Source organism: Aeromonas sp. 600479, from assembly GCF_049175515.1.
GTDB classification, from domain to species: Bacteria; Pseudomonadota; Gammaproteobacteria; order Enterobacterales; family Aeromonadaceae; genus Aeromonas; species Aeromonas veronii_A.
The window spans coordinates 71,113-95,597 of sequence record NZ_JAAKVF010000003.1 but is presented as its reverse complement, the minus strand read 5'-3'; the positions used below and the strand labels follow the sequence as shown (position 1 = coordinate 95,597).

Here is a 24,485-nt window from a genome sequence, read left to right as displayed (position 1 = left end):
AAATCAGGGTGTTAAAATTAAATCCTGCCGTTTTTAGACATTAGATTTACTAATGCAACGTATCAAAATTCGTCAATTGAGTCGGTCTGACTCCCTGACTAAGCTTTGCGCATCAAATTGAAGCCCAGTGCGTAAACAAATATTCAGAGGAGCCACATCATGGCCAACATGACTTATACCGAAACCGGTTACCAGCATTCCAGCCAATTGAATCTGGTTGCTCGCGTTAAAATGACTGTTCTGACCTGGCTGGAGCGCAGCCGCAGCCGTCGCCAGCTCTCCGAGCTGCCCGAGTACCTGCTCAAAGACATCGGCCTGAATGAAGCTGACCGTTATCAAGAGACCACCAAGCCGTTTTGGCGTGGTTGATCAGCCGGGCATGGATGCCTCGTTTATCTGCTGATACTTGTATGCTGACTGCCGGGTGACATCAGGTCACCCCGTCAACCCTGCTGTTGTTTGCACCGTTATTGCTCTCTCATCCCCGCTTTCATATCCCTTTGTTGCTCCGCCCATTGCTGCCGTTTTACCTTGCCGCTGTTTGTATCGTTAATGTTTGAATTTGTTTAAAAATCGGTTTTAAGCCGCAACGCCTTGCGTATAATCCGGCCATAGTATTCCAGCGCAAGAGGGTGAGACGGATGATTCCCCAGCACGATTTTTTGGCCATGACCCGCAGCCACGAGTGGCAGCTCGATCCCTTTGATTTTGCGCTGCCGGGTGGCACGCAAGTCAGCGTCTGGGATACCGGTGTCATCTGTCTGGAGCCTGCCAGCGGAGCGAGCGGCCAGCCGGGGGGGCGCAAGGATATCGTCCTCTCCTGCGGTATTCACGGCAACGAGACCGCCCCCATCGAGATCTGCAACCAGCTGCTGAGCCGTCTGCTCTCTGGCGAGCTGAGCGCCCGCCATCGGGTGCTGTTCCTGTTTGGCAATCCGGCGGCGATGAACCTCGGGCTGCGGGAGGTGGAGGAGAACATGAACCGGCTCTTCTCTGGCGCCCACAGCAAGGGGGAGGGGCTCTGCAATCGGGAGCGGATCCGCGCCATGCGTCTCGAGCAGTATGTGAGCCGCTTCTTTGCCGATCCGGCTCGTCCGCGTTACCACTACGATCTGCACACCGCCATTCGCGGTTCGCGCCACGAGAAGTTCGCCGTCTACCCCTTTCCCCACGAGCGGCCCCACTGCCGCGAGCAGGTGCAGTTCCTCGGCGCCTGCGGGGTGCGCACCATTCTACTCTCCGCCAGCCCGACCACTACTTTCAGCTACTACAGCTCACGCCAGCATGGGGCCCACGCCTTTACGGTGGAGCTGGGCAAGGTCCGGCCATTTGGTGAGAACGACATGACCCGCTTTATCGAAACCCGCCAAGCGCTGCAGGAGCTGGTCACTCAGGATGAGGTGGTGCTGGAGCCGTGGCGGGCGGATGATTTCACTCTGTTTGTTATCGATCGGGTGATCACCAAAAAATCAGCGGACTTTCGCTTCCTGTTCGCCAGCGATGTGGACAATTTCACCGAATTCCCCCAAGGGTTCGTGCTGGCCGAGGATGGTGAGCTGCGCTACACGGTGGAAAAGCCGCGTGAGGCGGTGGTCTTCCCCAATGCCAATGTGGCGATCGGCCAGCGCACTGTGTTGCTGGTTGTGCCGACAAGGCTCTGGGAATAGCGGTGATAGTTTTGCCTGCAGAGTGATGATGCATCCGCAGGCGGCGCCAAGTCATTGTTTTAGTCGGTGGCTCAGACACAGCAGCGGTTAGCCGCAGTAATAAAAAACGGGGCCAGTCATCTGACTGGCCCCGTTTTTTATCGGGTTCAAGCGGTGAGGCTTAGCTGTTGTTCTTCACAAACAGGGTCAGCTCCTGGCCGGGCTTAAGGTAATCCCCTTTATCCAGCTGGTTCCAGCGCATCACATCGTTGATGGCCACCTGGAAGCGAGCCGCGATGGAGGAGATGGAGTCGCCACGGCGAACCTGATACACCATCGATTTGTCGCTCTTCTTCCCTTGCTTGGGATAGACCACCAGCTTCATGCCTGGCTTGAGCGCCGACTTGGCATTCAGACCATTCCACTTGGCGAGCTCTTCGTGGGAGACGCCGTGTGCCTGGCTGATACTCCACAGGTTGTCACCCGAGCGCACCTTGTAACTGACCTTGGCCTTCTGGCTGCTGCCACGGCTTGCCAGCTGCTGCGGTTTGCTGGCGGAACTGGCCTTGCTGCTGACCTGACCGTGGGTCGGGATCACCAGTTGCTGACCGCGACGCAGGTTGTTGCTGCGCAGATTGTTGGCCAGCTTCAGCTCACTCACGCTGACGCCATGATTCTGGGCGATGCGTGACAGGGTATCGCCACTGGTGACCTGATAGGAGCGGGTACGAATACGCTCGCTCTTGGGCAGATCGGCCAGTGCCAGCTCCAGGGTATCGGCATATTCTACCGGTACCAGCAGGCGGTAAGGGCCACGGGGCGACATCACGCCACGGCTCAGGGCTGGATTAACCTCCTTGAGCTGTGACGTGCGCAGACCTGCCAGTTGGGCGGCCACGTTCAGATCGATCTGGCTGCCGGTCTCCACCACTCGCAGCTTCGGCTCGTTGGCGAGCACCGGCAACTGGATATTGTACTTGTCCGCATTGCTGATCATGTCAGCCATGGCGAGGATCTTGGGCACATACATCCGGGTTTCGCGGGGCAGATCGAGTGACCAGTAGTCGGTCGGTTTGCCTGCGCGCTGGTTACGCTGGATGGCGTTGCGCACCCGTCCTTCACCGGCATTGTAGGCGGCCAGCGTTTGCAGCCAGTCGCCGTCAAAGAAGCGGTTCAGGTATTCCAGATAGTCGAGCGCCGCATTGGTGGAGGCCAGCACATCACGCCGTCCGTCATACCAGTTGTCGTGGCGCAGACCGAAGTTTCTGCCTGTCGCTGGCACAAACTGCCACAGACCGACGGCATTGCTGCGGGATCGGGCATGGGGATCAAACATGCTCTCGATCATCGGGACAGTAATAAGCTCCATTGGCAGCTCACGCCGTTCAATCTCCTCTACCATCAGATAGAGGTAGGGTTCAGCCCGGCTGGCAATGGTCGCCAGATGCTTATCATTGCGCAACAGCCACTCACGTTGCTGGCGGATGCGCGGGTTGTCCGGAGTTTCCAGTTGCATATCATCGCTGATACGCACCCACAGATTGTCCGTCTCTTCCATTTCATCCAGCTGTTCATCGCCAAACAGGAAATGGGCAGAGTGTTTTTTATGCGCTTTTTTCTTGACCTGGGGGGACTTGATCGGCTCGATTGCCGTTAGCGCCCGGTCATCCTGATGGCTCAGGTTTTGGCAGCCGCTGAGCAACAGCGCTGCCAATAAGGCCGTTCGTACCTTCATCTCGTTCCGGTCATTTTTAAGAAAAACAGCCGGCATCATAAGGGGCAATCCCCTCCTGATCAAGGTTTGTTCAAAAAACATCCTTCCATTGACGCAAGATCGTAAAGGTATCTACCGGATTTTCCACGCATTTTAGCCCCTTCTTTTCAGCAGAAAATTTTACCGAATCGAGCTCGCAGCGCAGAAAAACATTAAACTTGCGCTCATCCTCCAGCCGGGTGGGCAGGCTTGGCAGCCCTTGTTGCCGCAGTTTGCTGATCAGTCCGATCTGATCACGGATCGCCGGATTGTCCGGTTCAACTGCATAGGCAAAGCGCAGGTTGGAGAGTGTGTACTCATGGGCGCAGTAGATCAGGGTCTCGTCGGGCAGGGCGGCAAGGCGCTGTAACGAGTGGTACATCTGTTCCGGTGTCCCTTCGAACAGACGGCCACAACCGGCCGAGAAGAGGGTGTCACCACAAAAAAGCATGCCGTTGCCATGGTAAGCGATATGGCCACGGGTGTGGCCGGGCACATGGATCACCTCGAGGGCGAGGCCGTGCCAGTTAATCTGATCGCCATCTTCCAGCCACTGACCGTGATGATCCGGCATGGGGTCAAGTTTGGGGCCATATAGCCGGGCATGGGGAAAGTGGCTGAGCAGGCCGGTGACGCCCCCGACATGGTCGTGATGGTGATGGGTGAGCAGGATGGCGTCGAGCACCAGACCCAATGCCTCGAGCCGCTCCAGCACGGGGGCGGCATCACCCGGATCGACCACCAGACAGTGATTTTCGTGGCGGATCAACCAGATGTAGTTGTCATTAAAGGCTGGAACTGTGATCACTGGATACATGAGTCTGCTTCTCTTTAGGGAGGGTATCTTATATAACAGGATGGCGTTCGAAACCGCGAGTTGAACCCTATTATGCAGGTGGCACGTACCGAACAACAAATCGAGATCCCGACCAGCTGGTCAGCGCTGCCTATGGGTGACTGGGTGGCGGCCGAAATTCAGGAGCGGCTCGACAGCTGGTGCCCCAACTTGTTCGGATATCACTTGCTCAAGGTAGGAGCTCTGAGCGCGGAGCTCTCCTGCAAATGTTCATCCATTCGTCATCAGGTGGGCGTCTCGCCCGAGGGGCGACTGCTGGACATTTATGGCGATCCCCTCGAGCTGCCGGTGCGAACCGGTAGCGTCGATGCCTGTCTGCTGGCTCACTGCCTCGATTTTTCAGCCGATCCCCATCAGGTATTGCGTGAAGCCGAAAGGGTACTGACCGATGATGGCTGGCTGATTATCAGTGGTTACAATCCGGTGAGTTTGGTGGGGATTGGCCACTGTATCCCTTTTTTACGGCGCAAGTTGCCCTGGTCGGCGCGGATGTTTACCCCCGGGCGAGTCATCGACTGGCTCCATTTACTAGGGTGTGAAGTGATGTTCGACGAGCGTTTCGGTTACTCGTTTATGGGTAAACAGAGCTGGCACAGCTGGTGGCGGGAGAGTATCGGGCGGGACTATTGCAGAGCGTTTGCATCGGTATACGTTATTGCTGCCCGCAAACGGCGCTTTCCACTGATCCCGGTGCGGCGTCGCTGGCAACTGCCCAAATCTCTCGCCACACCGGGCATGGCCCGTCAGGGCTGGTAGCCGGTATCTTCGGCCAGATCCTTGCCGCATGCGGCATCTCTGGCCAGCTCGTCGCACCGTTCGTTCTCCGGGTGGCCGGAATGCCCTTTGACCCATAGCCACTCGATCTGATGACGACCCACTTCCGCATCCAGCGCTTTCCAGAGGTCGACATTTTTGACCGGTTGACGATTGGCGGTCATCCACCCCTTCTTTTTCCAGCCGATGATCCACTGGGTGATCCCCTGGCGCACATATTGGCTATCAGTGGTGAGGCGCACCTTGCACGGTTCGTTGAGGGTTCGAAGCCCCATGATGGCGGCCATCAGCTCCATCCGGTTATTGGTGGTCAGTTTGAAGCCGGCTGAAATTTCCTTGCGGTGTTTGCCATAAACCATGACTGCGCCATAGCCACCCGGGCCCGGGTTGCCAAGGCAGGAGCCATCCGTGAATAAATCAATCTGTTTTAACATGAGCAATCAATCTGTTTTAGCCAGAGGCTTGGGGTAAACTAGCGAGTAAAGCCGAAGTTTGACATAGATTGGATCATGAACACACCCCAACTGAATCGCCAGATCATTCTGGATACCGAAACCACAGGTATGAATACCGGTGGTGGCCCCGTTTACCTTGGCCATCGCATCATCGAAATCGGCTGTGTGGAGGTGATCAACCGCAAGCTGACCGGTAACCACTATCACGTTTATATAAAACCTGATCGTCCGGTCGACCCGGAAGCGGTACAGGTGCATGGTATCACCGACGAGTTTCTGCGGGACAAGCCGTCGTTTAGCCAGATTGCCGACGAGTTCCTCGAGTTTATCCGGGGCGCCGAACTGATCGCCCATAACGCACCGTTTGACGTGAGCTTTATGGACTACGAGTTCAGCAAGCTCGGACTCAACTTCAAGACGGCGGATATCTGTACTATCACAGATACCCTGGCGATGGCCCGGGATCTCTTCCCCGGAAAGCGCAACAACCTGGATGTGCTGTGTGATCGCTACGGTATCGACAACTCTCACCGTACTCTGCACGGGGCCTTGCTTGATGCGGAGATCCTGGCTGACGTCTATCTGTTGATGACCGGTGGCCAGACCAAACTCAATCTGGCTACAGAAAGCAGTGAAAACGAGAGCAATCAGGACACCAGCATTCGCCGGCTGGAGAGCAACCGGCCTGCGCTCAAGGTGATCCGTGCCAGTGCCGAGGTTCAGGCCCAGCACGAGGCTCGACTCGACCTGGTACAGAAGAAGGGAGGGAGCTGTCTGTGGCGGCAATGAGCAAGTGGTGGGCTTCCCTGTTGTTGTTGATGTCGCTTGGGGCTATGGCGACCGAGGTGTTCGCACCTTCTGACATTCCCATGCTCGATAACCGCTTTCGCATCGATTACGGTGTGAAGGAGATCACCTTCATTATCAAACGCAAAGCGGGCACTCCTTCGGTGATCCTGGTGCGTCCCGATGGCAGCAAGCTTTACGTGGGAAAGGCCAAACCCGCCGATGTGGGTTGGCTGGCCCTGCCGGAACATGATCTTATTACCCTGCGCAATCCGATGCCGGGCCCCTGGCAGGCGATTGGGGAGGTAGATCCCGACAATCGGGTTCGTATCCTCTCCGATATCCGGCTCGATATCGCCGCCTTGCCGATGCAGCTCTATCAGGGAGAGGTGGTCAAGCTCAAGTCATGGTTGCTGATCAATGGCCAGCCACCGCAAGATAAATACTACCTCTCTGACCTGGGGATGACGGTCAAGCTGCAATCATTCAGTGATGCTGCTCAGCAACAGGTGGTGCTGGATCAGGAGCTTGGCCGTTACCACGATGATGGAAAGGGGCTCGATGAGGTGCCGGGTGACGGTATCATGACTGCAGAGGCGACGCTGCAAGATATTCCCGCTGGCAAATACCGCGCCATGTTCAGCACCGGTAATCAGGTGTTTGTCCGTGCCCGCTATCAGGATGTGCTGCTTTATCCCTATCCGTTCAGCTATAACCTGGCGCCGCCTTCGGAAGAGCTGGGTGCCAAGCTCTCACTGCTAATCGACCGTGATGAGCTGGATCCCGCCTCCGTGGTGATCAAGGGGAGTGTGACCAGCAATGTGGGCGGCCTCTACGAGTTCAGCGAGACCGCCAGCGCCCCCAAGCTTGATATTGATCTCTCTGTCATCAAAGAGGTGGGGCAACATGAGGTGAAAGCGACCCTCTATGGCACCACTCGCCTGGGGCGCGAGCTGAAAATCGAATTACCGGTAAAGACCTTCAATATCTTCCCGCCTCCACCGCCTCCCGCAGAGGTGGCGTCGGCAGCTGCTCCGATTTCCAGCGCCGAGTCAGTCGAGGCTTTGCCTGAAGAGGGAATGGGATGGCTGCTTTGGCTACTGGTTGGGGGCGGGGTTCTACTGGTGTTGCTGGGGGGCGCCGGTTTTGTGGTGATGCAAAAACGGCGTGCCTTTAAACGTGCGCTGGCAGCCGCTCAGGCTGAAAATCAACAAAATGGCCAACCGACAGCCAAGCTGGATCTCAACTTGCCAGAGCAGTAGCCCGGACTCGGGAAAAACAATACACCAAATAAAAGAAACCGCCCTTGATATGCAGGGCGGTTTTTTTAGCTCGAACCCTTGGGATAAGGGGCCTGACGCCCTCAGTGATCGCCGATATAGACATCCTTGTTCTGCTCACGGATTTCGAGGAACCTGTCCAGATTGGCCATCATCAACTCGACCAGTTGGGGATCAAAATGTTGTCCCTTCTCCTCCTCAATCAGCCCAAGCACCTTGTCCAGCGGCCAGGCTTTTTTGTAGCAACGATCCGAACCAAGTGCATCGAACACATCGGCCAGTGCAACAATCCGTCCTTCCAGTGGAATATCGGCTCCTTTCAAACCTCGGGGATAACCGCTGCCATTCCACTTCTCATGGTGATTGCCTGCAATGGTGGCGCCAATCTGGAACAGCGCCAGATCGCTGCCGGAGAGCATATCCTGACCGAGTTGGGCATGGGTTTTCATGATCTCCCACTCTTCCGGGGTCAGCTTGCCCGGTTTGTGCAAAATGGCATCGGGAATACCTACCTTGCCAATGTCGTGCAGTGGTGAGGCGCGTTTAACCAGCTCGCTCTGCTCTTCGCTCATCCCCAGCAGGTGGCAGAAAAGCTCGGTATAGAGGGCTACCCGTTTGACGTGTAAACCCGACTCCTTGGAGCGGGTTTCGACCAGTTCGCCGATGCGATAGATGATCTCCCGCTGGTTGTCGGCGATCACCTCGTTGAGCCGGATATTTTCCAGCGCCACTATGATGTTTTCGGTAAACAGGGTAAGCAGGCTGGTATCGATCTGACTGAGCTGGCGAGTGGTCTCGATATGAAACAGCAGGTGGTGGCGCTGATTTTGGCAGTAGAGCGCCATCTGGTTGGTGTTGTAGATATTGCAGCCCCTGGTCATGGCTTGACGCAGTATCTCGGGCGCCTCTGTCAACCGCACGGGAGGATGACCTGGCAGCAGGGGCTCCAGCAGTTGATCCTTCACCTCGTAGGCATATTGTTTTACATCGTAAATCTGGGTCTCTCCCAGATGGAGCAGGGCGCTCAGCTGCTCCTGGGCACCTTCGACAAACTGACGCAGTGCCCGTTTCTCAAAGATCCCCTTGGAGGCCTCAATGACTTTTTCCAGTCCTTGCCGATTGCTCTCCAGAGTACGGATATCGCGATAGGAGCGCAGGCTGGCACGTAGCAGGGTGCGCAGCTTCTGGGAGGTGAGCTCGGTTTTATCCTTGTAGTCGTTGATGTCGTAGTTGGTGACCACGTCATCTTCCGGTGCCTGGCCGGGTTGGCCGGTACGCAGCACGATGCGTACCATCTTGTTTTGCAGCTCTTCCCGGACATATTTGACGACATCGAGGCCAGCGTGATCGACCTCCATCACCACGTCCAGCAGCAGTAGTGCAATGTCCGGGGTGGTGGCCAGCAATTTTTTTGCCTCTGCTGCCGAATAGGCATGCAGAAACTCGATGGGACGATTGTCAAACTCGAATTTGTTCAAGGTGATCTTGGTGATGCGATGTACTTCGGGTTCATCGTCAACGATCATTACCTTCCAGCCCGCTTGCTGTGCGTCGGGGAGGGAGAGCTCGTCATCATCAATAATCAGGATCTGGTCATCCATCATACAATCCTGTTTGGCATCCTGTGCTTACATTAACTGCTTCACTAAGGATAGGAAACTTATTGAGAAATAAAATTTGATCTCGAAAAACTATGGTCGAAATAGGCAAATGGAACCCTTCGAGACAGTGTTGTTGTCCGGCTGCTTTCTTTGCCCAATCATGGGGCTAGCGTGCATAAAGCCCGTTTTTCTGTTCGGGCATTGGTGGTAGTGGCAGGGGATGCTTGAATCCGGCTAACACCTATTAGGCGAGAAATAATCTTATTTGATAGTGATTCCTATTTACGTGTAGCATGGGCGACACACTCAACGAGGAGCCCCATCGTGTCCCCATCTCTGCCTCCCAATCGTCCCCGTCTACTGACCGTCAAAGCCATTACCCGGATCACCCCCCATTTGCGTCGCATCACCTTTGGTGGCAGCGAGTTGGCTGATTATCCCTTTACCTGCGGCGGGGCCCATATCAAGGTGATGTTGGCACAGCCTCATCAGGTAGAGCCGGTGCTGCCTGCCATGACCCCGAGTGGCCCGCGCTGGAGTGACCCGGCTGACAAGCCGGTGATCCGCACCTACACCATCCGCGCGTTTCGCCGTGATGAGCAGGAAATTGATATCGACTTTGTGCTGCACGGTGATAGTGGGCCCGCCAGCGCCTTTGCTACCCATGCCAAGCCGGGAGAGAAGGTGATCCTCTCCGGGCCGGGGGGGCCCAACCCCATGCTGCAACCGGCCGAGCATTACTGCCTGGTAGGGGATCTCACCGCCTTACCCGCCATCATGGCGATGTGTGAGGTGATGCCTGCCGAGGCCAGAGGGGAAATTGCGATTCTGGTGCCGGATCAGGCCGATGCCCAGCCGTTGACGCTGCCGGTCGGGGTGCGCTGTCACTGGTTTGTCGGCGAGCCCGAGTCCAGCGGTCTGCTGGAGCACGTGATTACTCTGCCGCTGGTGCGCGATGGCGGCTTCTTCTGGCTGGGTGGGGAAGAGGCGCTGGTGCTGCCGCTGCGCCGTCATTTTCGCTCTGTGCTCGAGGTGGATCGCCAGTCGCTCTACGCCGTGCCGTACTGGCGGCGGGGCAAGAGTGAAGAGGTCTATCATCAGGCCCGTCACGATGTGATGGATAATTAAGCGGATACGAAAGAATACCTGATTTACGCTTGCAAATAAAAATGATTTGCATTTAGTATTGCGCCGTCCCGATGTCAGTCGGTACGGCGCTTTTGTTATTGATGGCTGCGCGTGGCATAGCACAACGCAGGGCCTGCCGTAATCCACTGATGTTCGGGGTGATGGGGCATGGACGACTGTTCATGCCAATGAACTCCATCACTTTGCACCGGGTCTGGCGAGGTCAGACAGGGATGTCGGTGGGGTTGGCCTTGGTTGTTTTATCTGGAGTGTTGATGATGCGTACATCATCCCGACGATTTGCAGTGCATCCGCTGGTGTTGTCCCTTTTTGCCCTGCCAGTTCTGGCCCAGGGGACTGCGCCTGCCGCCGCTCATGAAACCATGGTCGTGACGGCGACCAAAACCCGGCACAGCGAGCTGACCGCCCCGGCCAGCGTCTCTGTGGTGACTCGGGCCGAGCTCGACAAGCTCAATGTCAATGATCTGACCGGCGCCCTGAAACAGCTGCCGGGGGTCAATATCAGCCCTGCTACCAGTTATGGCCGCAGCGAGATCAAGTTGCGCGGGCTGGAGGGGGATTACACCCTGTTGCTGGTCAATGGCCGGCGTATCAGCTCCCGCGACGCCCTTACCTCCGGTTATGGCAATGATTTCGATCTCTCCGCCATCCCCATGGCGGCCATCGAGCGTATCGAAGTGATCCGTGGCCCCATCTCCTCCCTCTACGGCGCAGATGCGCTGGGCGGGGTGGTCAACGTCATCTTGCGTCAACCCGCGGAGAAGACCGAAGCGGCGGCCACCTATACCTTCAGTGACCCCACCGACGGTCAGGGGGGGACTATCAACAAGGCGAGCGCCTATGTGGGCGGGGCACTGATCGACAACAAACTGCTGGCCAACCTGGTGGTGGAAGGGAACCACAGAGATGCCTGGCAGAGCGAGCAGAGCATCAACCCCAAGGCTGATGCTATCGAGCAGCGTGAAAAGCTGGGGGTCCTCTCCAACGTCAAATGGCTGATCGACGATCGTCAGGATCTGGATGTGGGGATGAACTACGCCAAAGACGATCGGGAGGCCCACTGGAACAACTACGGCCAGACGCCGCGCAATATCCAGCAGATGGAGCGACTGGGGCTCAATGCCACCCACGTCGGCCGTTGGGATCAGTTCGACAGCCGGGTCGGCTATGCCTTCGAGCAGGTTGACCTGTTTGATGACTCCGAACTGATGACGGCGCTGAGCAAGACCAGCGGCGATGTTAGCCAGACCAACCACACCTTCGATGGCCAGCTGAGCGGTAATCTGGGCAGCCACCTGCTGACCAGCGGTGCCGAGTACCGCATCACCGAACTCAAGCATAACGTCAACCTCAAGGGGGGCGATGTCAGCGTCAACCAGAGCGCGCTCTATCTGCAGGATGAGTTTGGCTTTGGCGATCTGGCGTGGACCCTGAGTGGCCGGGTCGATCACCACGAGACCTATGGCACCGAGTTCAGCCCCCGCGGTTATGCCCTCTACAGCCTGACTGACAACTGGGTGGTCAAGGGCGGCATTGGCAAGGCGTTCAAGGCGCCGACTATTGCCCAGTCCAATCCTGATTATGCGGTAGCCGCCTGTCGCGGTCGCTGCGCCGTAGTGGGCAACCCGGATCTGAAACCGGAAACCGCCGTCAGCTACGAGCTGGGCACCGCCTATGATGGTTCGTTCTGGGGCGCCGGGGTTACCGCCTTCCACAACGATATCAAGGACAAGATCCAGAGCGAGGCATGGACCTCCACCTGGCGTCCGGCGGTGATGACCTATCAGAACGTCAGCAAGGCCCGCATCAAGGGGGTGGAGCTGAGTGGTTGGTTTGATATTACCTATGATCTGACCCTCTCCAGCAACGTCACCCTGATCGACGCGGAGGACGAGACCAGCGGCAAGGATCTCTATCGGACGCCGGAGCATACCGCCAACGCCAAGCTGGAGTGGCAGGTCATCGAGAGCCTGAGTACCCAGCTGGGCTGGAACTACACCGGCAGCCAGATCCTCCCGGTTCCGCGCATGAGCGGCACCACCTATGAGACCACCGCCGGATTCCACACACTGGATGTTGGGGCTGTCTGGAATGCCACCCGGGCACTGGATCTGAAGTTCGGACTCAACAACCTGACCAATACCAAGCGTGACTGGGTTGCCACCGAGGCCGATCAGATCCTCGACGGGCGCACTGTCTATGCCGGTGTGGCCTACAAGCTGTAATGGCTGAACGGGAGCCCGCATTGGCGGGCTTCCGCTGTTGTCAGGGGATCACCTCGGGTGACGGCTTTTATTTCAACCACATGTATTTCAACAACATGCGCATTGCCACCATAAGGAGTTAAAGGGTGTTTAGAGACCAGACCTCGCTGTTCTGGCTGGGATTGTTCCTCCTGTTTGTACTGCTTTCTCTTTCGCTCGCCACCGGTGCGGGCGTCTATGGTGCCCGCGAGGTACTCTGCTACCTGATGGGGGATGCCCGCTGGGCTGGCGACGAGAAGCTCGCCATGGTGCTCAATACCTTGCGACTGCCGCGCACCCTCTGCGCCATGGTGGTCGGCGCCTCTTTATCTCTGGCGGCCTCCTTGTTGCAGAGCGCGACCCGCAATCCGCTGGCGGAGCCCGGTCTGCTAGGGGTCAACGCCGGGGCCGTCTTTGCGCTGGTGGTGGGGCTTACCTGGTTCGGGGTGGAGTCCGCCTACGGCTATCTGCTCTGGGCCGGACTAGGCGCGCTGCTTGGCAACGTGATTGTGCTGGGGCTCGGCATGATGATTGGCCGCTCCACCCCCCTCAAGCTGATTCTGGTCGGAGTGGCGCTCTCGGCCACCTTCGGCGGTCTCTCCAGCTTTTTGCTGCTCTCCAACAAGATGGTGCTGGAGCAGTACCGCTTCTGGAACCTCGGCTCCCTGTCGGCGGCCAATCTCGATGCCATCATTGCCGTGCTGCCCTTCGTGCTGGCGGCGTTTGTCATCACCCTGCTGCTCTGTCGCCAGCTGACCCTGATGCAGATGGGGGACAGTCAGGCCCAGGCGCTGGGGATCCGCCCCAACCGGGTGCGAATTGGCGTGCTGCTGGCCGCCACCCTGTTTACCGCCAGTGCCATCGCCATCGCCGGTCCCATCGGCTTTGTCGGCTTTCTGGCCGCCTACTGTGGCCGATTGGTGGAGCCGGTGAAGCTGTCGGTGCAGGTCTGTTTCTCCGCTCTGTTCGGCATGCTGTTTCTGCTGTTGGCCGACATTCTGGCGCGCTGGCTGATCCAGCCGTTCGAGCTGCCAAACGGGGTCATTCTGGCCCTGATCGGTGCACCTGTGCTGATCGCCATCGTCAACCGCGGGGGCTTTCGTACCCTGCTGACCGTCAAGTGAGGGGCTGATGCGCACACCTACCGATATGCTCTGCCTGCGGGCCGGCAACCGCTCTTTGCTGCTCCATCTGCCCAGCTGGCGCTGGCTGGTACTGCTTGCCGTGGCGCTGCTGGCGCTTGCTCTGCTGGCCTTGAGTGTTGGCGGCGGCAAACTCGGCTTTGCCGGAGTGGTCAACACCCTGCTGGGGGAGGGGACCCGCCTTGAGCAGCTCACCCTGTTCAAGATCCGGCTGCCGCGCATCCTTGGGGTCGTGGTGGCGGGGGCGGCCATGGGGCTCTCGGGCTGTCTGGTGCAAACATTGGTTCGCAACCGGCTGGCCACACCCGACATGGTGGGGGTCAACAACGGCGCCTCTCTGGCCATCATCGTCTTCTCCCTCTACTTGACGGTAGGCAGCTGGCCCTGGTGGGCCGCGCCCATCGGCGCCATCTTCGCGGCGCTGGTGCTCTATACCCTCTGCCGCAAACCGGGTGAACAGGGCTATCTGTTCGTGGTGATCGGTATCGGCCTCTCCGAGCTGTTCGAGGCGCTCGGCCAGTTTGTGATGTCCACCCAGGCCCTGCTGCACCTGAGTTCCCTCTATCTGTGGAACATGGGCAGCTTTATTGCCGTGGGTTACAGCACCATCACCCCGATTGCCATCCTGTTGCTGCTGCTCTGCCCGTGGATTGTCTATCTCTCCCGCTCGCTGGCGGTGCTGCGCTTTGGCCCCGAGATGGCCAGAGGGCTTGGCGTCAACGGCGATCGGGTGCAACTGGGTATTCTGGCCCAGGCCATTCTGGTGGCGGCGCTCGGCACCGCCATCGGCGGCCCCGTGGTCTTTATCGCCATGGCGGCCCCCATTCTAGCCTCCTGGCTGGTGAAAGACCGGGTGGTGCCGCTCTGGCTGGCGGCACTCAGCGGCGCCCTGCTGCTGCTTGCCAGCGATACCCTGGTCCGGGTGCTGGCCAGCCCCCACGAGGTGGCGACCGGTATCATGACCCGCATTCTCGGCGGCCTGTTGCTGCTTTTTCTTCTTGTTAACGATCGCCAGAGGGCTGACTGATGACGCTCACCGTAAATCGCCTCCACTTCGCCTATCAGCAGACCCCCATTTTGCGGGACATCTCTTTCAGCGTGCCGAGGGGCAAGCTGGTGGGGATCGTCGGCCCCAACGGCTGCGGCAAATCGACCCTGCTCAAGCTGCTATCCGGCCAGATGAAAGCCCAACGCGGCGAGATCCTGCTCAAAGGCAAGCCGCTTGCCAGCTACCCCATGAAGGGGCTGGCGCGGGAGCTCGCCTATCTGCCCCAGCGGCCCACCCTGCCTGCCGGCATTCTGGTGGAGCAGCTGGTGCAGTATGGCCGTCACCCTCATCAGGGCTGGTTCAATCAGTGGGGTGAGGAGGATGCCCGCATGGTGCGTATTGCCTGCGAGCGAATGCAGCTTGAGGGGATCTGGCAGCAGAGCGCTGCGTCCCTCTCCGGCGGGCAGGCACAGCGGGCGTGGCTGGCGATGATCCTGGCGCAGGACAGCGACATGGTGCTGCTCGACGAGCCCACCAGCGCCCTCGATATCGGTCACCAGACCGAGGTGATGGAGGCGATCCATCGCATCACCGCCGAGGGCAAAACCGTGCTGCTGGTGATCCACGATCTGGCGATGGCGGCCCGCTACTGTGACGAGCTGATCGCCATCGGCGAGGGGACCATTGCCGCCATGGGCCCGGCCCGGGAGGTGGTGACCAAGTCCTTGATCGACCGGCTCTACCAGACCAGTGTCGACATTCTGCATGCCCCCGGCGACGGGGCGCCCATTATCGTGCCCCGTCGCCACGAACATGGCCGTGCCCTGCGTTCGGCGAGTTGAGTCATATGGGCCTGCTCTGTGGGCCCACCGAGTGTATTCACGCGGCCGATTATCCGGGCCGTGCAACGAGAAGGAGTGAAATGATGAAGCGTTTTGCCGCCCTGGCAGCAGCCATCCTGATGCTGGCCGCGCCGCAGGTTCAGGCGCAGGAGATGCGTGAAGTGACCGATGCGTTTGGCCAGAAGGTGCAGGTGCCAGTCCAGCCAACGCGGGTGGTGGTGCTGAGCGAGCTCGAACTCGACAGCACCCTGACCCTGGGGCTGACCCCCATCGGCGCCGTCAATGGCCGTGGTCAACCCACCTTGCCTCGCTATTTGCTGAACAAGGCGGGCATGGGGATCCAGGTGATCGGCGATCTCGACAGCCCCAATCTGGAGTCGCTGATTGCGCTGGAGCCCGATCTTATCCTGACAGGCCAGACCCGTCCCGAGCTGCTGACTTTGCTGGGGGAGATCGCGCCGACCGTGGTGACCAGCAAGTGGGGGGAGCCGTGGCAGGATAGCTTCCGCCGCACCGCTCACACCCTCAACCGCGACCAGCAAGGAGATACTTTCTTGCTGCAGTATGCCGAGCGGTTGACTCAGGCTCGCAGCAAGCTGGCCAAGCATCAGGGGGAGAGCATCAGCATAGTGCGCTGGAACCCCAAGGGGCCGAGCTTTATGTATCAGGGCACCTTTGCCAGCAGCGTAGTGGAGTCGATGGGGCTGGTACGCCCAAGCAAGCAGCAGGGTACTGGCGCACCCCACTCACCGGCGCTGAGTCTGGAGTCCCTCAACCTGCTGGATGCTGACTGGCTGGTGGTCGGTACCCTGAGCGCCAGCGGTGATGCGGTGGATGCCATGCGTCAGGCGGAGCAGACTCCGGCGTTCCAGCAGTTGCCGGTGATCAAGGCCAAGCGCTTTGGCGCTGTGGACGGGTCGCTCTGGACTTCGAGCGGCGGCCCACAGGCGGCTCTCAAGGTGATCGAGGATGTGGAGCGGTTGCTGGCAACCCGCAGCTGAACGAGCGCGTTATCTGAGGGATGAAATCTGTGCGAATGAACCACAGATAGAGTATCTATCTATCAGTGGTTCATTAATGTGGATGTTAATTTCTTTTATTGGCTCATTCGCAAAAGAGTGCTTTCGTTTATTGATTAATGTGTGAATTGCTGCACGTTCTGGGTACGAGCCTCGCGGTATGGCTTTTGTCGCCCCCGTTTTTCCGTATGGTATGAGCGTTTATTGGGTCAAGGGTTAATTGCTGCTTGTTCCCGTTAAGTGCTTGCTACCAAAGAGGAATCTAAATGAACGAGAGTCGACGTAGAGTCACCCTGGGGCTGTTGAGTACCCCCCTGGTCGCCACCCTCACCGGCTGCAACAGCGGCAATGACAGCCAGGGGAGTGCGGCGGATTTTCGCACCACCCTGACCGACCGGCTGAGCGCCGAGCTGCACGACGAGCAGACGGCCCGCCAGCTGGCCCCCTTCATCGAGGAGGCCTGCTTCAACATGACCCCGTTCCGGGTCGCCATCGACCAGGCCCACTGCGTCATCGCCTTTGCCTTCGGCAACCGCCCCAACGCCTCGGGCAACCCGGATGAACTGGCCGAGCCCGGCCCCATGAACGAGGCTCTGGCTGCCTGCTGTGCGGCCCTCTATCGGCAAAAGCCGGTGCCCATGTACGTGCAATGGGAGATTGCCCGCTTCCTCGACTCGGCCCGCTATTCGGACATTCCAGCCCGGGATGTCATCTCCATCGAGCCTTACTGGGATAATGAAGGCAAGCTGGTCTACCTCAGCACGGACGGCGTGGTGGAGGCCATCGTCAGGGATTATGCCGGCGGAGATGCCGCCGCCCTTGGCACGGCGGCCGTTATCGGTCACCGCGACCACGTCAAGCGCTGCATCATCACCTGCCGTGCCCGCAAGGTGGCGAGCCATGCCCCGGAGGGGATCGAACTGCCCGTCTGGTACGACGAGCAATCCGATCAACCCTGGACCCGTCGCCGCGACCTCTATGTGCTGCAGGATATCTCGGTTCAGTTGATGGGGGTGGCGCAGGCCAACATAGCCCAAGCCTATCCGAACGGCTGAGGAGGCCGCTCGGCGGATGGTGCAATAACAGAAAACGGCGGGATGATCCCGCCGTTTTTTTTTGAAATGACTCTGATTACTGTTTCTGGATAGTGGTTACGGTTAGCTTGCCGTCCGGGTTCTCGGCGTGAAAGCGCACCGCATCCCCCACCTTCAGATCCTTGAGCAGGGCCGGATCGGCCACCCGAAAGACCATGGTCATCGCCGGCATCTTGAGGTTGTCGATCGCCTCGTGCTTGATGCCGACTTTGCCGCGCCCCTCATCGAGGCGGGTAATGACCCCCTTGGTCATCACCATTGCGGCCTGTTCGCTCATCTCACCCGTCTGACTCATATCGTGCCCTTCATGGTGCATCATCTCTTCGGCTTGCAGGTTGGTCTGGGTGGCAAGGCCAAGCAGCAGGGTCAGGGTCAGCGTTTTGTAGTTCATGATGGTTTCCTTATCGTTCAGTCAATATGGATCGTGAAATCGGGTTACTCGGATTGCGGGTACGCGCTCTTGCCAAGGCTGCGACTGCGCCACAGGTAGTAGGCGGCGGGCAGCACCAGTAGGGTCAGCACCAGCGCGCTCACCATGCCGCCGATCATGGGGGCGGCGATGCGCTGCATCACCTCGGAGCCGGTGCCCTGGCTCCACATGATGGGCAACAGGCCGGCGATAATGGTCACCACCGTCATCATCTTGGGGCGCAGGCGCAGGGCGGCGCCGTGGATCACCGCCCGGTGCAGCCCCGCCTTGTCCGGCTTGCCGCTGGTCACGAGGTCATCCCAGGCATGGTTGAGGTAGACCAGCATCAAGACGCCGGTCTCCACCGCCACCCCAGCCAGGGCAATAAAGCCCACCCCGACCGCCACCGAGAGGTTGAAGTCGAGCAGCCAGAGGGTCCAGATCCCCCCCACCACCGCCAGCGGCAAGGTGGTGAGAATGAGCAGTACCTCCTGAACGCGGCGAAAAGCCAGATAGAGCAGCAGCACGATAATGGCGACGGTTAATGGCACCACGTAGGCGAGGCGCGCCTTGGCCCGCTCCATGTACTCGTATTGGCCAGACCAGGTGAGGGCGTAGCCTGCCGGCAGCACCAACTGCTTGCCCACCTCGGCTTTGGCCTCATCGACGAAGGAGCCAATGTCGCGGCCGCGAATGTCAATGTAGACCCAGCCGTTGAGGCGCGCGTTTTCACTGCGCAGCATGGGGGCCTCGTCGCTGATATAGACCCGGGCTACATCCGCCAGCGCGATGCGTGCGCCACTTGGAGTGACCACCGGCAGCAGCTCCAGACTGGCCACCGAGTTGCGATAGCTCTGGGGATAGCGCAGGTTGATGGGATAGCGCTCGCGCCCCTCGATGGTCTGGCCCACCTCCATGCCGCCCACCGCGGTGGCGAGCACCGCCTGCACGTCGGCGATGTTGAGGCCGTAGCGGGCCGCCTTGAGCCGGTCGATGTCCACCTTGATGTAGCGGCCACCCGCCACCCGCTCGGCGTAGACCGATGAGGCCCCCTCCACCTTGCCAACGATCTGCTCAAGCTGTTGGCCGAGTTGCTGGATCACCTTGAGATCCGGCCCCGCTATCTTGATGCCGACCGGGGTCTTGATACCGGTGGCCAGCATGTCGATGCGGGTCTTGATGGGGGGCACCCAGGCGTTGGTGAGGCCGGGGAAGCGGATTAGGGCGTCGAGCTCCTCTTTGAGCTTCTCCGGGGTCATACCGGGGCGCCACTGATCGCGGGGCTTGAGCTGGATGCTGGTCTCCATCATCACCAGATCGGCAGGGTCGGTGGCCGATTCGGCGCGTCCCGCCTTGCCGAACACGTTCTGCACCTCGGGCACGGTACGAATCAGCTTGTCGGTCTGCTGCAAAATCTCTCGCGCCTTGCCCACCGAGATATTGGCCGCTGTGGTGGGCATATACATGATGTCCCCCTCATCGAGCGGCGGAATGAACTCGGAGCCGAGGTACTTGAGCGGCCAGAAGCCCGCCACCGTCACTACGGCGGCGACAGCCAGGGTGGTTTTCGGACGGGCCAGCACGGCTTTGAGCAGCGGCACATATGCCTGGCTTAAGCCACGGTTCAGCGGGTTGGCCTGCTCCGCCAGCACCTTGCCACGGATAAAGTAACCCATGATCACCGGCACCAGCGTGATGGCGAGCGCGGCAGCGGCGGCCATGGCGTAGGTCTTGGTGAAGGCGAGGGGGTGGAACATCCGCCCCTCCTGCGCCTCCAGCGCAAACACCGGCAGGAAGCTGATGGTGATGATCAGCAGGGAGAAGAAGATGGCAGGCCCCACCTCGATGCTCGCCTCGGTGATGATGCGCCAGCGGTTCTTGTCGGTGAGCGCCTCCCGCTCCATATGTTTGTGGACGTTCTCGATCATCACGATGGCGCCATCCACCATGGCGCCGATGGCAATGGCGATGCCCCCCAACGACATGATGTTGGCGTTGATCCCCTGCAGATGCATCACGATAAAGGCCACCAGAATGGCGATGGGCAGGGTGATGACCACCACCAGGGACGAGCGCAGGTGGAACAGGAAGGCGAGGCAGACCAGCACCACCACCGCGAACTCCTCCACCAGCTTGCCGGAGAGGTTGTCGATGGCGCGCTGGATAAGGTCGGAGCGATCGTAGACGGTGACGATCTCCACCCCCTCTGGCAGGCTGCTTTTTAGCTCCGCCAGCCGTGCCTTGACCCCGTCGATGGTGTGCTGGGCATTCTCGCCGTAGCGCATGACGATGATGCCACCGACCACTTCCCCTTCACCGTTGAGCTCGGCGATGCCGCGCCGCATCTGGGGGCCGGTGAGCACATCTGCCACATCCCCCAGCAGCAGCGGGGCACCGCGCACATTGGTACCGAGCGGGATCTGCTTCAGATCCTCGACGCTTTTCAGATAGCCATTGGAGCGCACCATGTACTCCGCTTCCGCCATCTCGATGACGGAGGCGCCGGTCTCCTGATTGCCCTGCTTGATGGCGGTCTCGATAAGGGAGAGCGGGATGCCGTAGGCGCGCAGCTTGTCCGGATCGACCCGCACCTGATACTGGCGCACCATGCCGCCGACGGTGGCGACCTCTGAGACCCCTTCCACCGTCTGCAGCTCGTACTTGAGGAACCAGTTTTGCAGAGAGGTGAGCTGGCTGAGGTCATGCTTGCCGGTTTTGTCCACCAGCGCGTACTGGTAGACCCAGCCCACCCCGGTGGCATCGGGGCCGAGTTGGGGGCGGGCGGAGGCGGGCAGGTTGGGCGCAACCTGGCTCAAATACTCCAGCACCCGGGCGCGAGCCCAGTAGAGGTCGGTGTTGTCGTCAAACAGCACATAGACGAAGGAGTCGCCGAAGAAGGAGTAGCCGCGCACCGTGGTGGCCCCCGGCACCGCCAGCATGGCGGTGGTGAGCGGGTAGGTCACCTGATCCTCCACCACCTGGGGCGCCTGGCCTGGATAGGAGGTCTTGATGATCACCTGCACGTCGGAGAGATCCGGCAGGGCGTCCACCGGGGTTTGCTTGACCGACCAGAGCCCCCAGGCGGTGAGCATGAGGGTCAATAGCAGCACCAGAAAGCGGTTGCCCACGGACCAGCGAATAATCGAGGGGATCATGGTTGGGCTCCTTGCTCATTGGGTGCAGAGAGCGGAGAGCGGTTGCCTGTCAGGCAGCGAATGATGGCAGGGATCATGATTTCTTCTCCACCTCGGGCATCGCCATCTGATGCTGGCTATGGTCCATGTCTTCCATCTTCTCCATCTCATCTGCCGCAGGCTTGGCGGTGTCACCGCTTGCCGGCGTTTGCTGCTGATGGATGGTGGTGATGCGGTACTCATCCCCCTCCCGCATCACCTGCAGATGGAGGGGCTGTCCCTCGACCAGCTTGCTGATGTCGACTCCTTCGGCGACGGTGAATTCCATCTCCATGGCGGGCCACTGCCACTCGGGGATGGGCTGGTGGGAGACCATCAGGGTACGTTTGGCCAGATCGATGCTTTCAACCTCGCCCTGGGTCCACACCTGAGCGGGGCGTACCGCCGTCATACGCTGGAAGTCCGAATCGATGGCCGATTCCGAGTCGAGCAGGAACTGGGCCGAGCTGACTATGCTGTCACCCGCTTCCACCCCCGCCTTGATGGCGACCTTGTCGCCAAACTGGGGGCCGAGAGTGACGGCCACCGACTTGAAGCTGCCATCCCCCAGCGCCAGCACCAGCCGATCCTGACTGCCGGTGCGGATCACCGCTTCGCTCGGTACCACCAGTTGCGGCTCTCCCTTGCCCGCCTGAATCGTCACCTTGGCGAACATGTTGGGTTTCAGAAACTCGTCCGGGTTGGCGAAGCGCAGCCGCACCTTGAGAGTGCGGGTGGCAGCATCCAGAGTCGGGTAGAGGTAATCCACCTTACCTTGCCAACTGCGACCGGGGGCATAGTCGAGGGTCATGGTGACCAGATCGCCCACCTTCAGCTGGGCCGCCTGGCGCTCGAACACCTCTGCACTCACCCACACCTGTTTGAGGGTGCTGATGTTAAAGAGCGCCGCAGCGGGCTCAACATACTGGCCTTCGCGCACCTTCAGCTCGGAGACATAGCCGCTGCTGGGGGCATAGATACGCACCGTCTCCTGCACCTGACGGGTGCGCTTGAGGGCCGCAATCTGATCCGCCGGCACCTGCAGGGACTTGAGCTTGCCCTCGGCGGCGCGCAGCAGCAGCGGGTTGGCGGTGTTGAGTGCCAGCAGGTACTCGTGCTGGGCGTTGACCAGATCCGGGGCGTAGAGCTCGTAAATCAGGCTCCCCTTGCTCACCTGCTGCCCCTCGCTCTTGATAGCGAGGGTGCGGATCCAGCCTGCCATGCGGGCGTTGACCGCCTCCAGCCTGTCCTCGTCATAGCCGACGTAGCCCACCGTCTCGATCTGCTGGTGGATGGGGAGCTTCTCCACCTTGGCGAGCCGTACCCCCAGGTTCTGCTGGATCTCGGGGCTGATGGTGACTGTGCCCGGTGAGCCGCCCTGTTTTTCCTCATAGACGGGGATAAAGTCCATCCCCATGTTGTCCTTGGCTGGGGCATCTCGCTTGTCGCGCGGATCCATGGGGTTGACCCAGTAGAGCGGCGTCTTCTCCTTGGCTGCAGTGCCAGTTGTGGTCTGTTTGGCGGCCCAGTAGCCGCCACCGGCGCTGAGGGCGAGCAGCAGGGCCGATACCAGCAGTTTCTGGCTCATCGCACACCTCCACTTAATGGCTGGGGGGCAAGGTTTTTGGCGGCGATAAGGCCGGTAACAGGGACAAGTGACATCATATCTCTTCTCTTGTGCAGGCCGCCTGATGGGAGATGGACAAGGCATCACCCGAGGTATTGGCGGCAAACGGGGCGCAGCTGTATCAGCGCGCACGGCTCCCTGTGAGCGGGCCGGTTTGGCCGGGGCACAGGGTCAGGCAAGGCGGCAGGAAACGGGCAAGCCGAGGCTTGCCACTGCCGCAAGAGAAGCGCTTTCTAGTGGCGCAGCACCGACAGCATCAGGTGTCGGCGTGGCCAGGAGGGGGGATGGGTACCACGGGAGCGCAGGAAGGGATCCCGCAACCAGTTATCAAGCAGTGACGCTGAGAAGTTGTTGCCAAGCAGCAGGGGGAAGATCAGCAGGGCGACCAGTACCCCCAGCAGAGCCATCGCGCCGAAGGAGAGGGCATTGACGCCAGTTTGCATCTGGCACTCATCACCCATGACTGACCCATCTTTTCCCTGATGGCAGGAGAAGGTCATGCCATCGCCTGGGTGATCCATGGCGGGCATCGCATGAGAGATCTCGTCATCCGCCATCACCATCGATGAATCGAACATCACCATTGGCAGGGCCCTGTTTGGGCTCGTTTCGGAGGAGAGGGGAGAACCATGCCAGCTGATGCAGAGGGTCAGATTGCACACGAGCAGCAGCGCCAGCAATAGCCGGGCTAGCAGGGCAGAGGGCAATCTTGTCGCAAGCTGGGTGAGTGACAATCCGGTCATCCTTCAGGATCTGGTATCCAGACTCTAAACCTTGCTTCTAGGAGAAGGTCAAGGCGAGGGCTGGCGCTGTTGTTGCAGATAGATGTCGCTGTATTTCTCCAGCAGCTGATCTATCCACTGCCTCATGCCCGGTGCTTGCAGCATGGGTTCCAGCTGTTCGAGGGTGCCAAGATGGGGAGATTGTAGTGAAACAGAAATATAGAGCTCACCGCGCTGCAGTGGCCACTGCAGATCAGTCATTCCGCTGCTCGGGTAATTTTCGCTCAAAAACAGGCGGCCGGAAGAGCGGCCATAGGGAACGAAGTCGACCCGGTCACTGGCCAGCAGGCCAAATACCTGCTTGAGGGAGTTGACCCTGTAGATGCGGGTATTTGCTTGCAAAAAATCATCCATTTCGCTGCCAAGGCTGACGCCTATCATCATGGCTCCCCGCAGTCCGGTCAGATCCTCCCGTCGCTGCAGCAAGCGGCTGCCGGGTTGGCGCACGAACACCGCCATGTCATTGATGGCCATGGGCGTTCGGGTAAAGCGGGAGTAGTGTGCTCTCTCTTCGTTGCGCAGCGCACAGATATTGATGTCTACCTCTCCTTTCGCCACTTTCTGCTGACAGCGGGCCCAGGGGCCCACATAGGAGAGATCCACATTGAAACCCAACCGTTGATAGAGGGTACTGACTACTTCGGCACAAACGCCGATGATCTTGCCATCGCTCAGCCAGTTCCAGGGGGGATAATCGTGATGACCACAGGCGGAGAGGGTAGTGGTCGTCAAGGTCGTCGCGAGCCAGAGCTGAGCCAGCATATCCGGATCCTGTGCAAAAAAGTCTCGATGTGTGTCATTGAAGCACACCGCAGACAAAAAAATACCCCCGCACGGGCGGGGGTAGTTTGTTATCGGTGGCACGC

General features: G+C 59.5%; 21 protein-coding genes. 12 read left to right on the top strand and 9 right to left on the bottom strand.

What is annotated here, in order from left to right; translation table 11 throughout:
• Positions 1-159 precede the first annotated feature (159 nt).
• A complete protein-coding gene (locus G5149_RS05025) occupies positions 160-369 on the top strand; it encodes a DUF1127 domain-containing protein (RefSeq protein ID WP_005337823.1) in 210 nt (69 codons plus the stop codon).
• A 272-nt stretch (positions 370-641) separates the two neighbouring features.
• On the top strand, positions 642-1,667 hold the full coding sequence (astE, locus tag G5149_RS05020) for a succinylglutamate desuccinylase (RefSeq protein ID WP_421211859.1): 1,026 nt from the start codon (positions 642-644) through the stop codon (positions 1,665-1,667).
• A 160-nt stretch (positions 1,668-1,827) separates the two neighbouring features.
• On the opposite strand, the gene G5149_RS05015 is transcribed toward astE, so the two are convergent.
• Together G5149_RS05015 and gloB are read right to left on the bottom strand one after the other, a co-directional pair.
• Positions 1,828-3,381 (bottom strand): LysM peptidoglycan-binding domain-containing protein, encoded by a 1,554-nt coding sequence (locus tag G5149_RS05015; protein WP_421211857.1) that lies wholly within the window; start codon positions 3,379-3,381, stop codon positions 1,828-1,830.
• Between the two features lie 70 nt (positions 3,382-3,451).
• Positions 3,452-4,216: a hydroxyacylglutathione hydrolase gene (gene gloB, locus G5149_RS05010; RefSeq protein ID WP_421211855.1), complete on the bottom strand. Its 765-nt coding sequence runs from the start codon at positions 4,214-4,216 to the stop codon at positions 3,452-3,454.
• 72 nt (positions 4,217-4,288) lie between these two features.
• On the opposite strand from gloB, the gene G5149_RS05005 reads away from it, so the two are divergent.
• On the top strand, positions 4,289-5,011 hold the full coding sequence (locus tag G5149_RS05005) for a methyltransferase domain-containing protein (protein ID WP_337072813.1): 723 nt from the start codon (positions 4,289-4,291) through the stop codon (positions 5,009-5,011).
• Here the strand turns inward: G5149_RS05005 and rnhA are convergent.
• Entirely contained in the window at positions 4,999-5,463 is a 465-nt protein-coding gene (gene rnhA / locus G5149_RS05000; RefSeq protein WP_288728516.1) for a ribonuclease HI, read from the bottom strand. The two genes, G5149_RS05005 and rnhA, sit on opposite strands and share 13 nt — an antisense overlap.
• A gap of 75 nt (positions 5,464-5,538) precedes the next feature.
• On the opposite strand from rnhA, the gene dnaQ reads away from it, so the two are divergent.
• Positions 5,539-6,273: a DNA polymerase III subunit epsilon gene (dnaQ, locus tag G5149_RS04995; protein WP_005347274.1), complete on the top strand. Its 735-nt coding sequence runs from the start codon at positions 5,539-5,541 to the stop codon at positions 6,271-6,273.
• The gene (locus G5149_RS04990) at positions 6,270-7,532 is read left to right on the top strand and encodes a TIGR03503 family protein (RefSeq protein WP_337072861.1); all 1,263 of its coding nucleotides are present in this window, start codon (positions 6,270-6,272) and stop codon (positions 7,530-7,532) included. Before dnaQ ends, G5149_RS04990 begins: the two co-directional genes overlap by 4 nt.
• A gap of 101 nt (positions 7,533-7,633) precedes the next feature.
• On the opposite strand, the gene G5149_RS04985 is transcribed toward G5149_RS04990, so the two are convergent.
• A complete protein-coding gene (locus G5149_RS04985) occupies positions 7,634-9,151 on the bottom strand; it encodes an HD domain-containing phosphohydrolase (RefSeq protein ID WP_236345551.1) in 1,518 nt (505 codons plus the stop codon).
• A gap of 324 nt (positions 9,152-9,475) precedes the next feature.
• Here G5149_RS04985 and G5149_RS04980 point away from each other — a divergent pair, with 324 nt between their 5' ends.
• The 7 genes from G5149_RS04980 to G5149_RS04950 all read left to right on the top strand — a co-directional run bounded on the left by G5149_RS04980 (position 9,476) and on the right by G5149_RS04950 (position 17,589).
• On the top strand, positions 9,476-10,279 hold the full coding sequence (locus G5149_RS04980) for a siderophore-interacting protein (RefSeq protein ID WP_337072812.1): 804 nt from the start codon (positions 9,476-9,478) through the stop codon (positions 10,277-10,279).
• A gap of 278 nt (positions 10,280-10,557) precedes the next feature.
• On the top strand, positions 10,558-12,525 hold the full coding sequence (locus G5149_RS04975; RefSeq protein ID WP_337072860.1) for a TonB-dependent receptor domain-containing protein: 1,968 nt from the start codon (positions 10,558-10,560) through the stop codon (positions 12,523-12,525).
• A 125-nt stretch (positions 12,526-12,650) separates the two neighbouring features.
• Complete coding sequence (locus G5149_RS04970) at positions 12,651-13,667, top strand: FecCD family ABC transporter permease (protein WP_421211852.1); 1,017 nt, start codon at positions 12,651-12,653, stop codon at positions 13,665-13,667.
• A 7-nt stretch (positions 13,668-13,674) separates the two neighbouring features.
• Positions 13,675-14,712, top strand: a complete 1,038-nt coding sequence (locus tag G5149_RS04965) for a FecCD family ABC transporter permease (RefSeq protein WP_266135548.1) — start codon at positions 13,675-13,677, stop codon at positions 14,710-14,712.
• Positions 14,712-15,515 (top strand): ABC transporter ATP-binding protein, encoded by an 804-nt coding sequence (locus G5149_RS04960; protein ID WP_100645522.1) that lies wholly within the window; start codon positions 14,712-14,714, stop codon positions 15,513-15,515. Before G5149_RS04965 ends, G5149_RS04960 begins: the two co-directional genes overlap by 1 nt.
• A gap of 83 nt (positions 15,516-15,598) precedes the next feature.
• Entirely contained in the window at positions 15,599-16,516 is a 918-nt protein-coding gene (locus tag G5149_RS04955) for an iron-siderophore ABC transporter substrate-binding protein (protein WP_337072809.1), read from the top strand.
• Between the two features lie 284 nt (positions 16,517-16,800).
• Complete coding sequence (locus G5149_RS04950) at positions 16,801-17,589, top strand: hypothetical protein (protein WP_337072808.1); 789 nt, start codon at positions 16,801-16,803, stop codon at positions 17,587-17,589.
• Between the two features lie 76 nt (positions 17,590-17,665).
• Here the strand turns inward: G5149_RS04950 and G5149_RS04945 are convergent, their stop codons facing one another.
• The 5 genes from G5149_RS04945 to G5149_RS04925 form a co-directional block, all read right to left on the bottom strand.
• Entirely contained in the window at positions 17,666-18,019 is a 354-nt protein-coding gene (locus tag G5149_RS04945; protein WP_421211849.1) for a copper-binding protein, read from the bottom strand.
• 44 nt (positions 18,020-18,063) lie between these two features.
• Entirely contained in the window at positions 18,064-21,192 is a 3,129-nt protein-coding gene (locus tag G5149_RS04940) for an efflux RND transporter permease subunit (protein ID WP_421211847.1), read from the bottom strand.
• A gap of 73 nt (positions 21,193-21,265) precedes the next feature.
• Positions 21,266-22,798, bottom strand: a complete 1,533-nt coding sequence (locus G5149_RS04935) for an efflux RND transporter periplasmic adaptor subunit (RefSeq protein ID WP_337072805.1) — start codon at positions 22,796-22,798, stop codon at positions 21,266-21,268.
• 272 nt (positions 22,799-23,070) lie between these two features.
• Positions 23,071-23,571, bottom strand: coding sequence for a hypothetical protein (locus G5149_RS04930; RefSeq protein ID WP_337072804.1), 501 nt, complete (start codon positions 23,569-23,571; stop codon positions 23,071-23,073).
• Positions 23,572-23,628: 57 nt separating this feature from the next.
• Entirely contained in the window at positions 23,629-24,381 is a 753-nt protein-coding gene (locus G5149_RS04925; RefSeq protein ID WP_216978400.1) for a substrate-binding periplasmic protein, read from the bottom strand.
• Positions 24,382-24,485 lie beyond the last annotated feature (104 nt).

Bases quoted from the DNA above. Each gene is read 5' to 3' on its own strand.
- G5149_RS04975 (WP_337072860.1), top strand. From the start codon at position 10,558: ATGCGTACATCATCCCGACGATTTGCAGTGCATCCGCTGGTGTTGTCC.
- G5149_RS05015 (WP_421211857.1), bottom strand. From the start codon at position 3,381: ATGAAGGTACGAACGGCCTTATTGGCAGCGCTGTTGCTCAGCGGCTGC.
- G5149_RS04990 (WP_337072861.1), top strand. From the start codon at position 6,270: ATGAGCAAGTGGTGGGCTTCCCTGTTGTTGTTGATGTCGCTTGGGGCT.
- astE (WP_421211859.1), top strand. From the start codon at position 642: ATGATTCCCCAGCACGATTTTTTGGCCATGACCCGCAGCCACGAGTGG.
- gloB (WP_421211855.1), bottom strand. From the start codon at position 4,216: ATGTATCCAGTGATCACAGTTCCAGCCTTTAATGACAACTACATCTGG.
- G5149_RS04925 (WP_216978400.1), bottom strand. From the start codon at position 24,381: ATGCTGGCTCAGCTCTGGCTCGCGACGACCTTGACGACCACTACCCTC.
- G5149_RS05005 (WP_337072813.1), top strand. From the start codon at position 4,289: ATGCAGGTGGCACGTACCGAACAACAAATCGAGATCCCGACCAGCTGG.
- G5149_RS04965 (WP_266135548.1), top strand. From the start codon at position 13,675: ATGCGCACACCTACCGATATGCTCTGCCTGCGGGCCGGCAACCGCTCT.
- G5149_RS04955 (WP_337072809.1), top strand. From the start codon at position 15,599: ATGAAGCGTTTTGCCGCCCTGGCAGCAGCCATCCTGATGCTGGCCGCG.
- G5149_RS04950 (WP_337072808.1), top strand. From the start codon at position 16,801: ATGAACGAGAGTCGACGTAGAGTCACCCTGGGGCTGTTGAGTACCCCC.
- rnhA (WP_288728516.1), bottom strand. From the start codon at position 5,463: ATGTTAAAACAGATTGATTTATTCACGGATGGCTCCTGCCTTGGCAAC.
- G5149_RS04940 (WP_421211847.1), bottom strand. From the start codon at position 21,192: ATGATCCCCTCGATTATTCGCTGGTCCGTGGGCAACCGCTTTCTGGTG.
- G5149_RS04935 (WP_337072805.1), bottom strand. From the start codon at position 22,798: ATGAGCCAGAAACTGCTGGTATCGGCCCTGCTGCTCGCCCTCAGCGCC.
- G5149_RS04960 (WP_100645522.1), top strand. From the start codon at position 14,712: ATGACGCTCACCGTAAATCGCCTCCACTTCGCCTATCAGCAGACCCCC.
- G5149_RS04945 (WP_421211849.1), bottom strand. From the start codon at position 18,019: ATGAACTACAAAACGCTGACCCTGACCCTGCTGCTTGGCCTTGCCACC.
- G5149_RS05025 (WP_005337823.1), top strand. From the start codon at position 160: ATGGCCAACATGACTTATACCGAAACCGGTTACCAGCATTCCAGCCAA.
- dnaQ (WP_005347274.1), top strand. From the start codon at position 5,539: ATGAACACACCCCAACTGAATCGCCAGATCATTCTGGATACCGAAACC.
- G5149_RS04985 (WP_236345551.1), bottom strand. From the start codon at position 9,151: ATGGATGACCAGATCCTGATTATTGATGATGACGAGCTCTCCCTCCCC.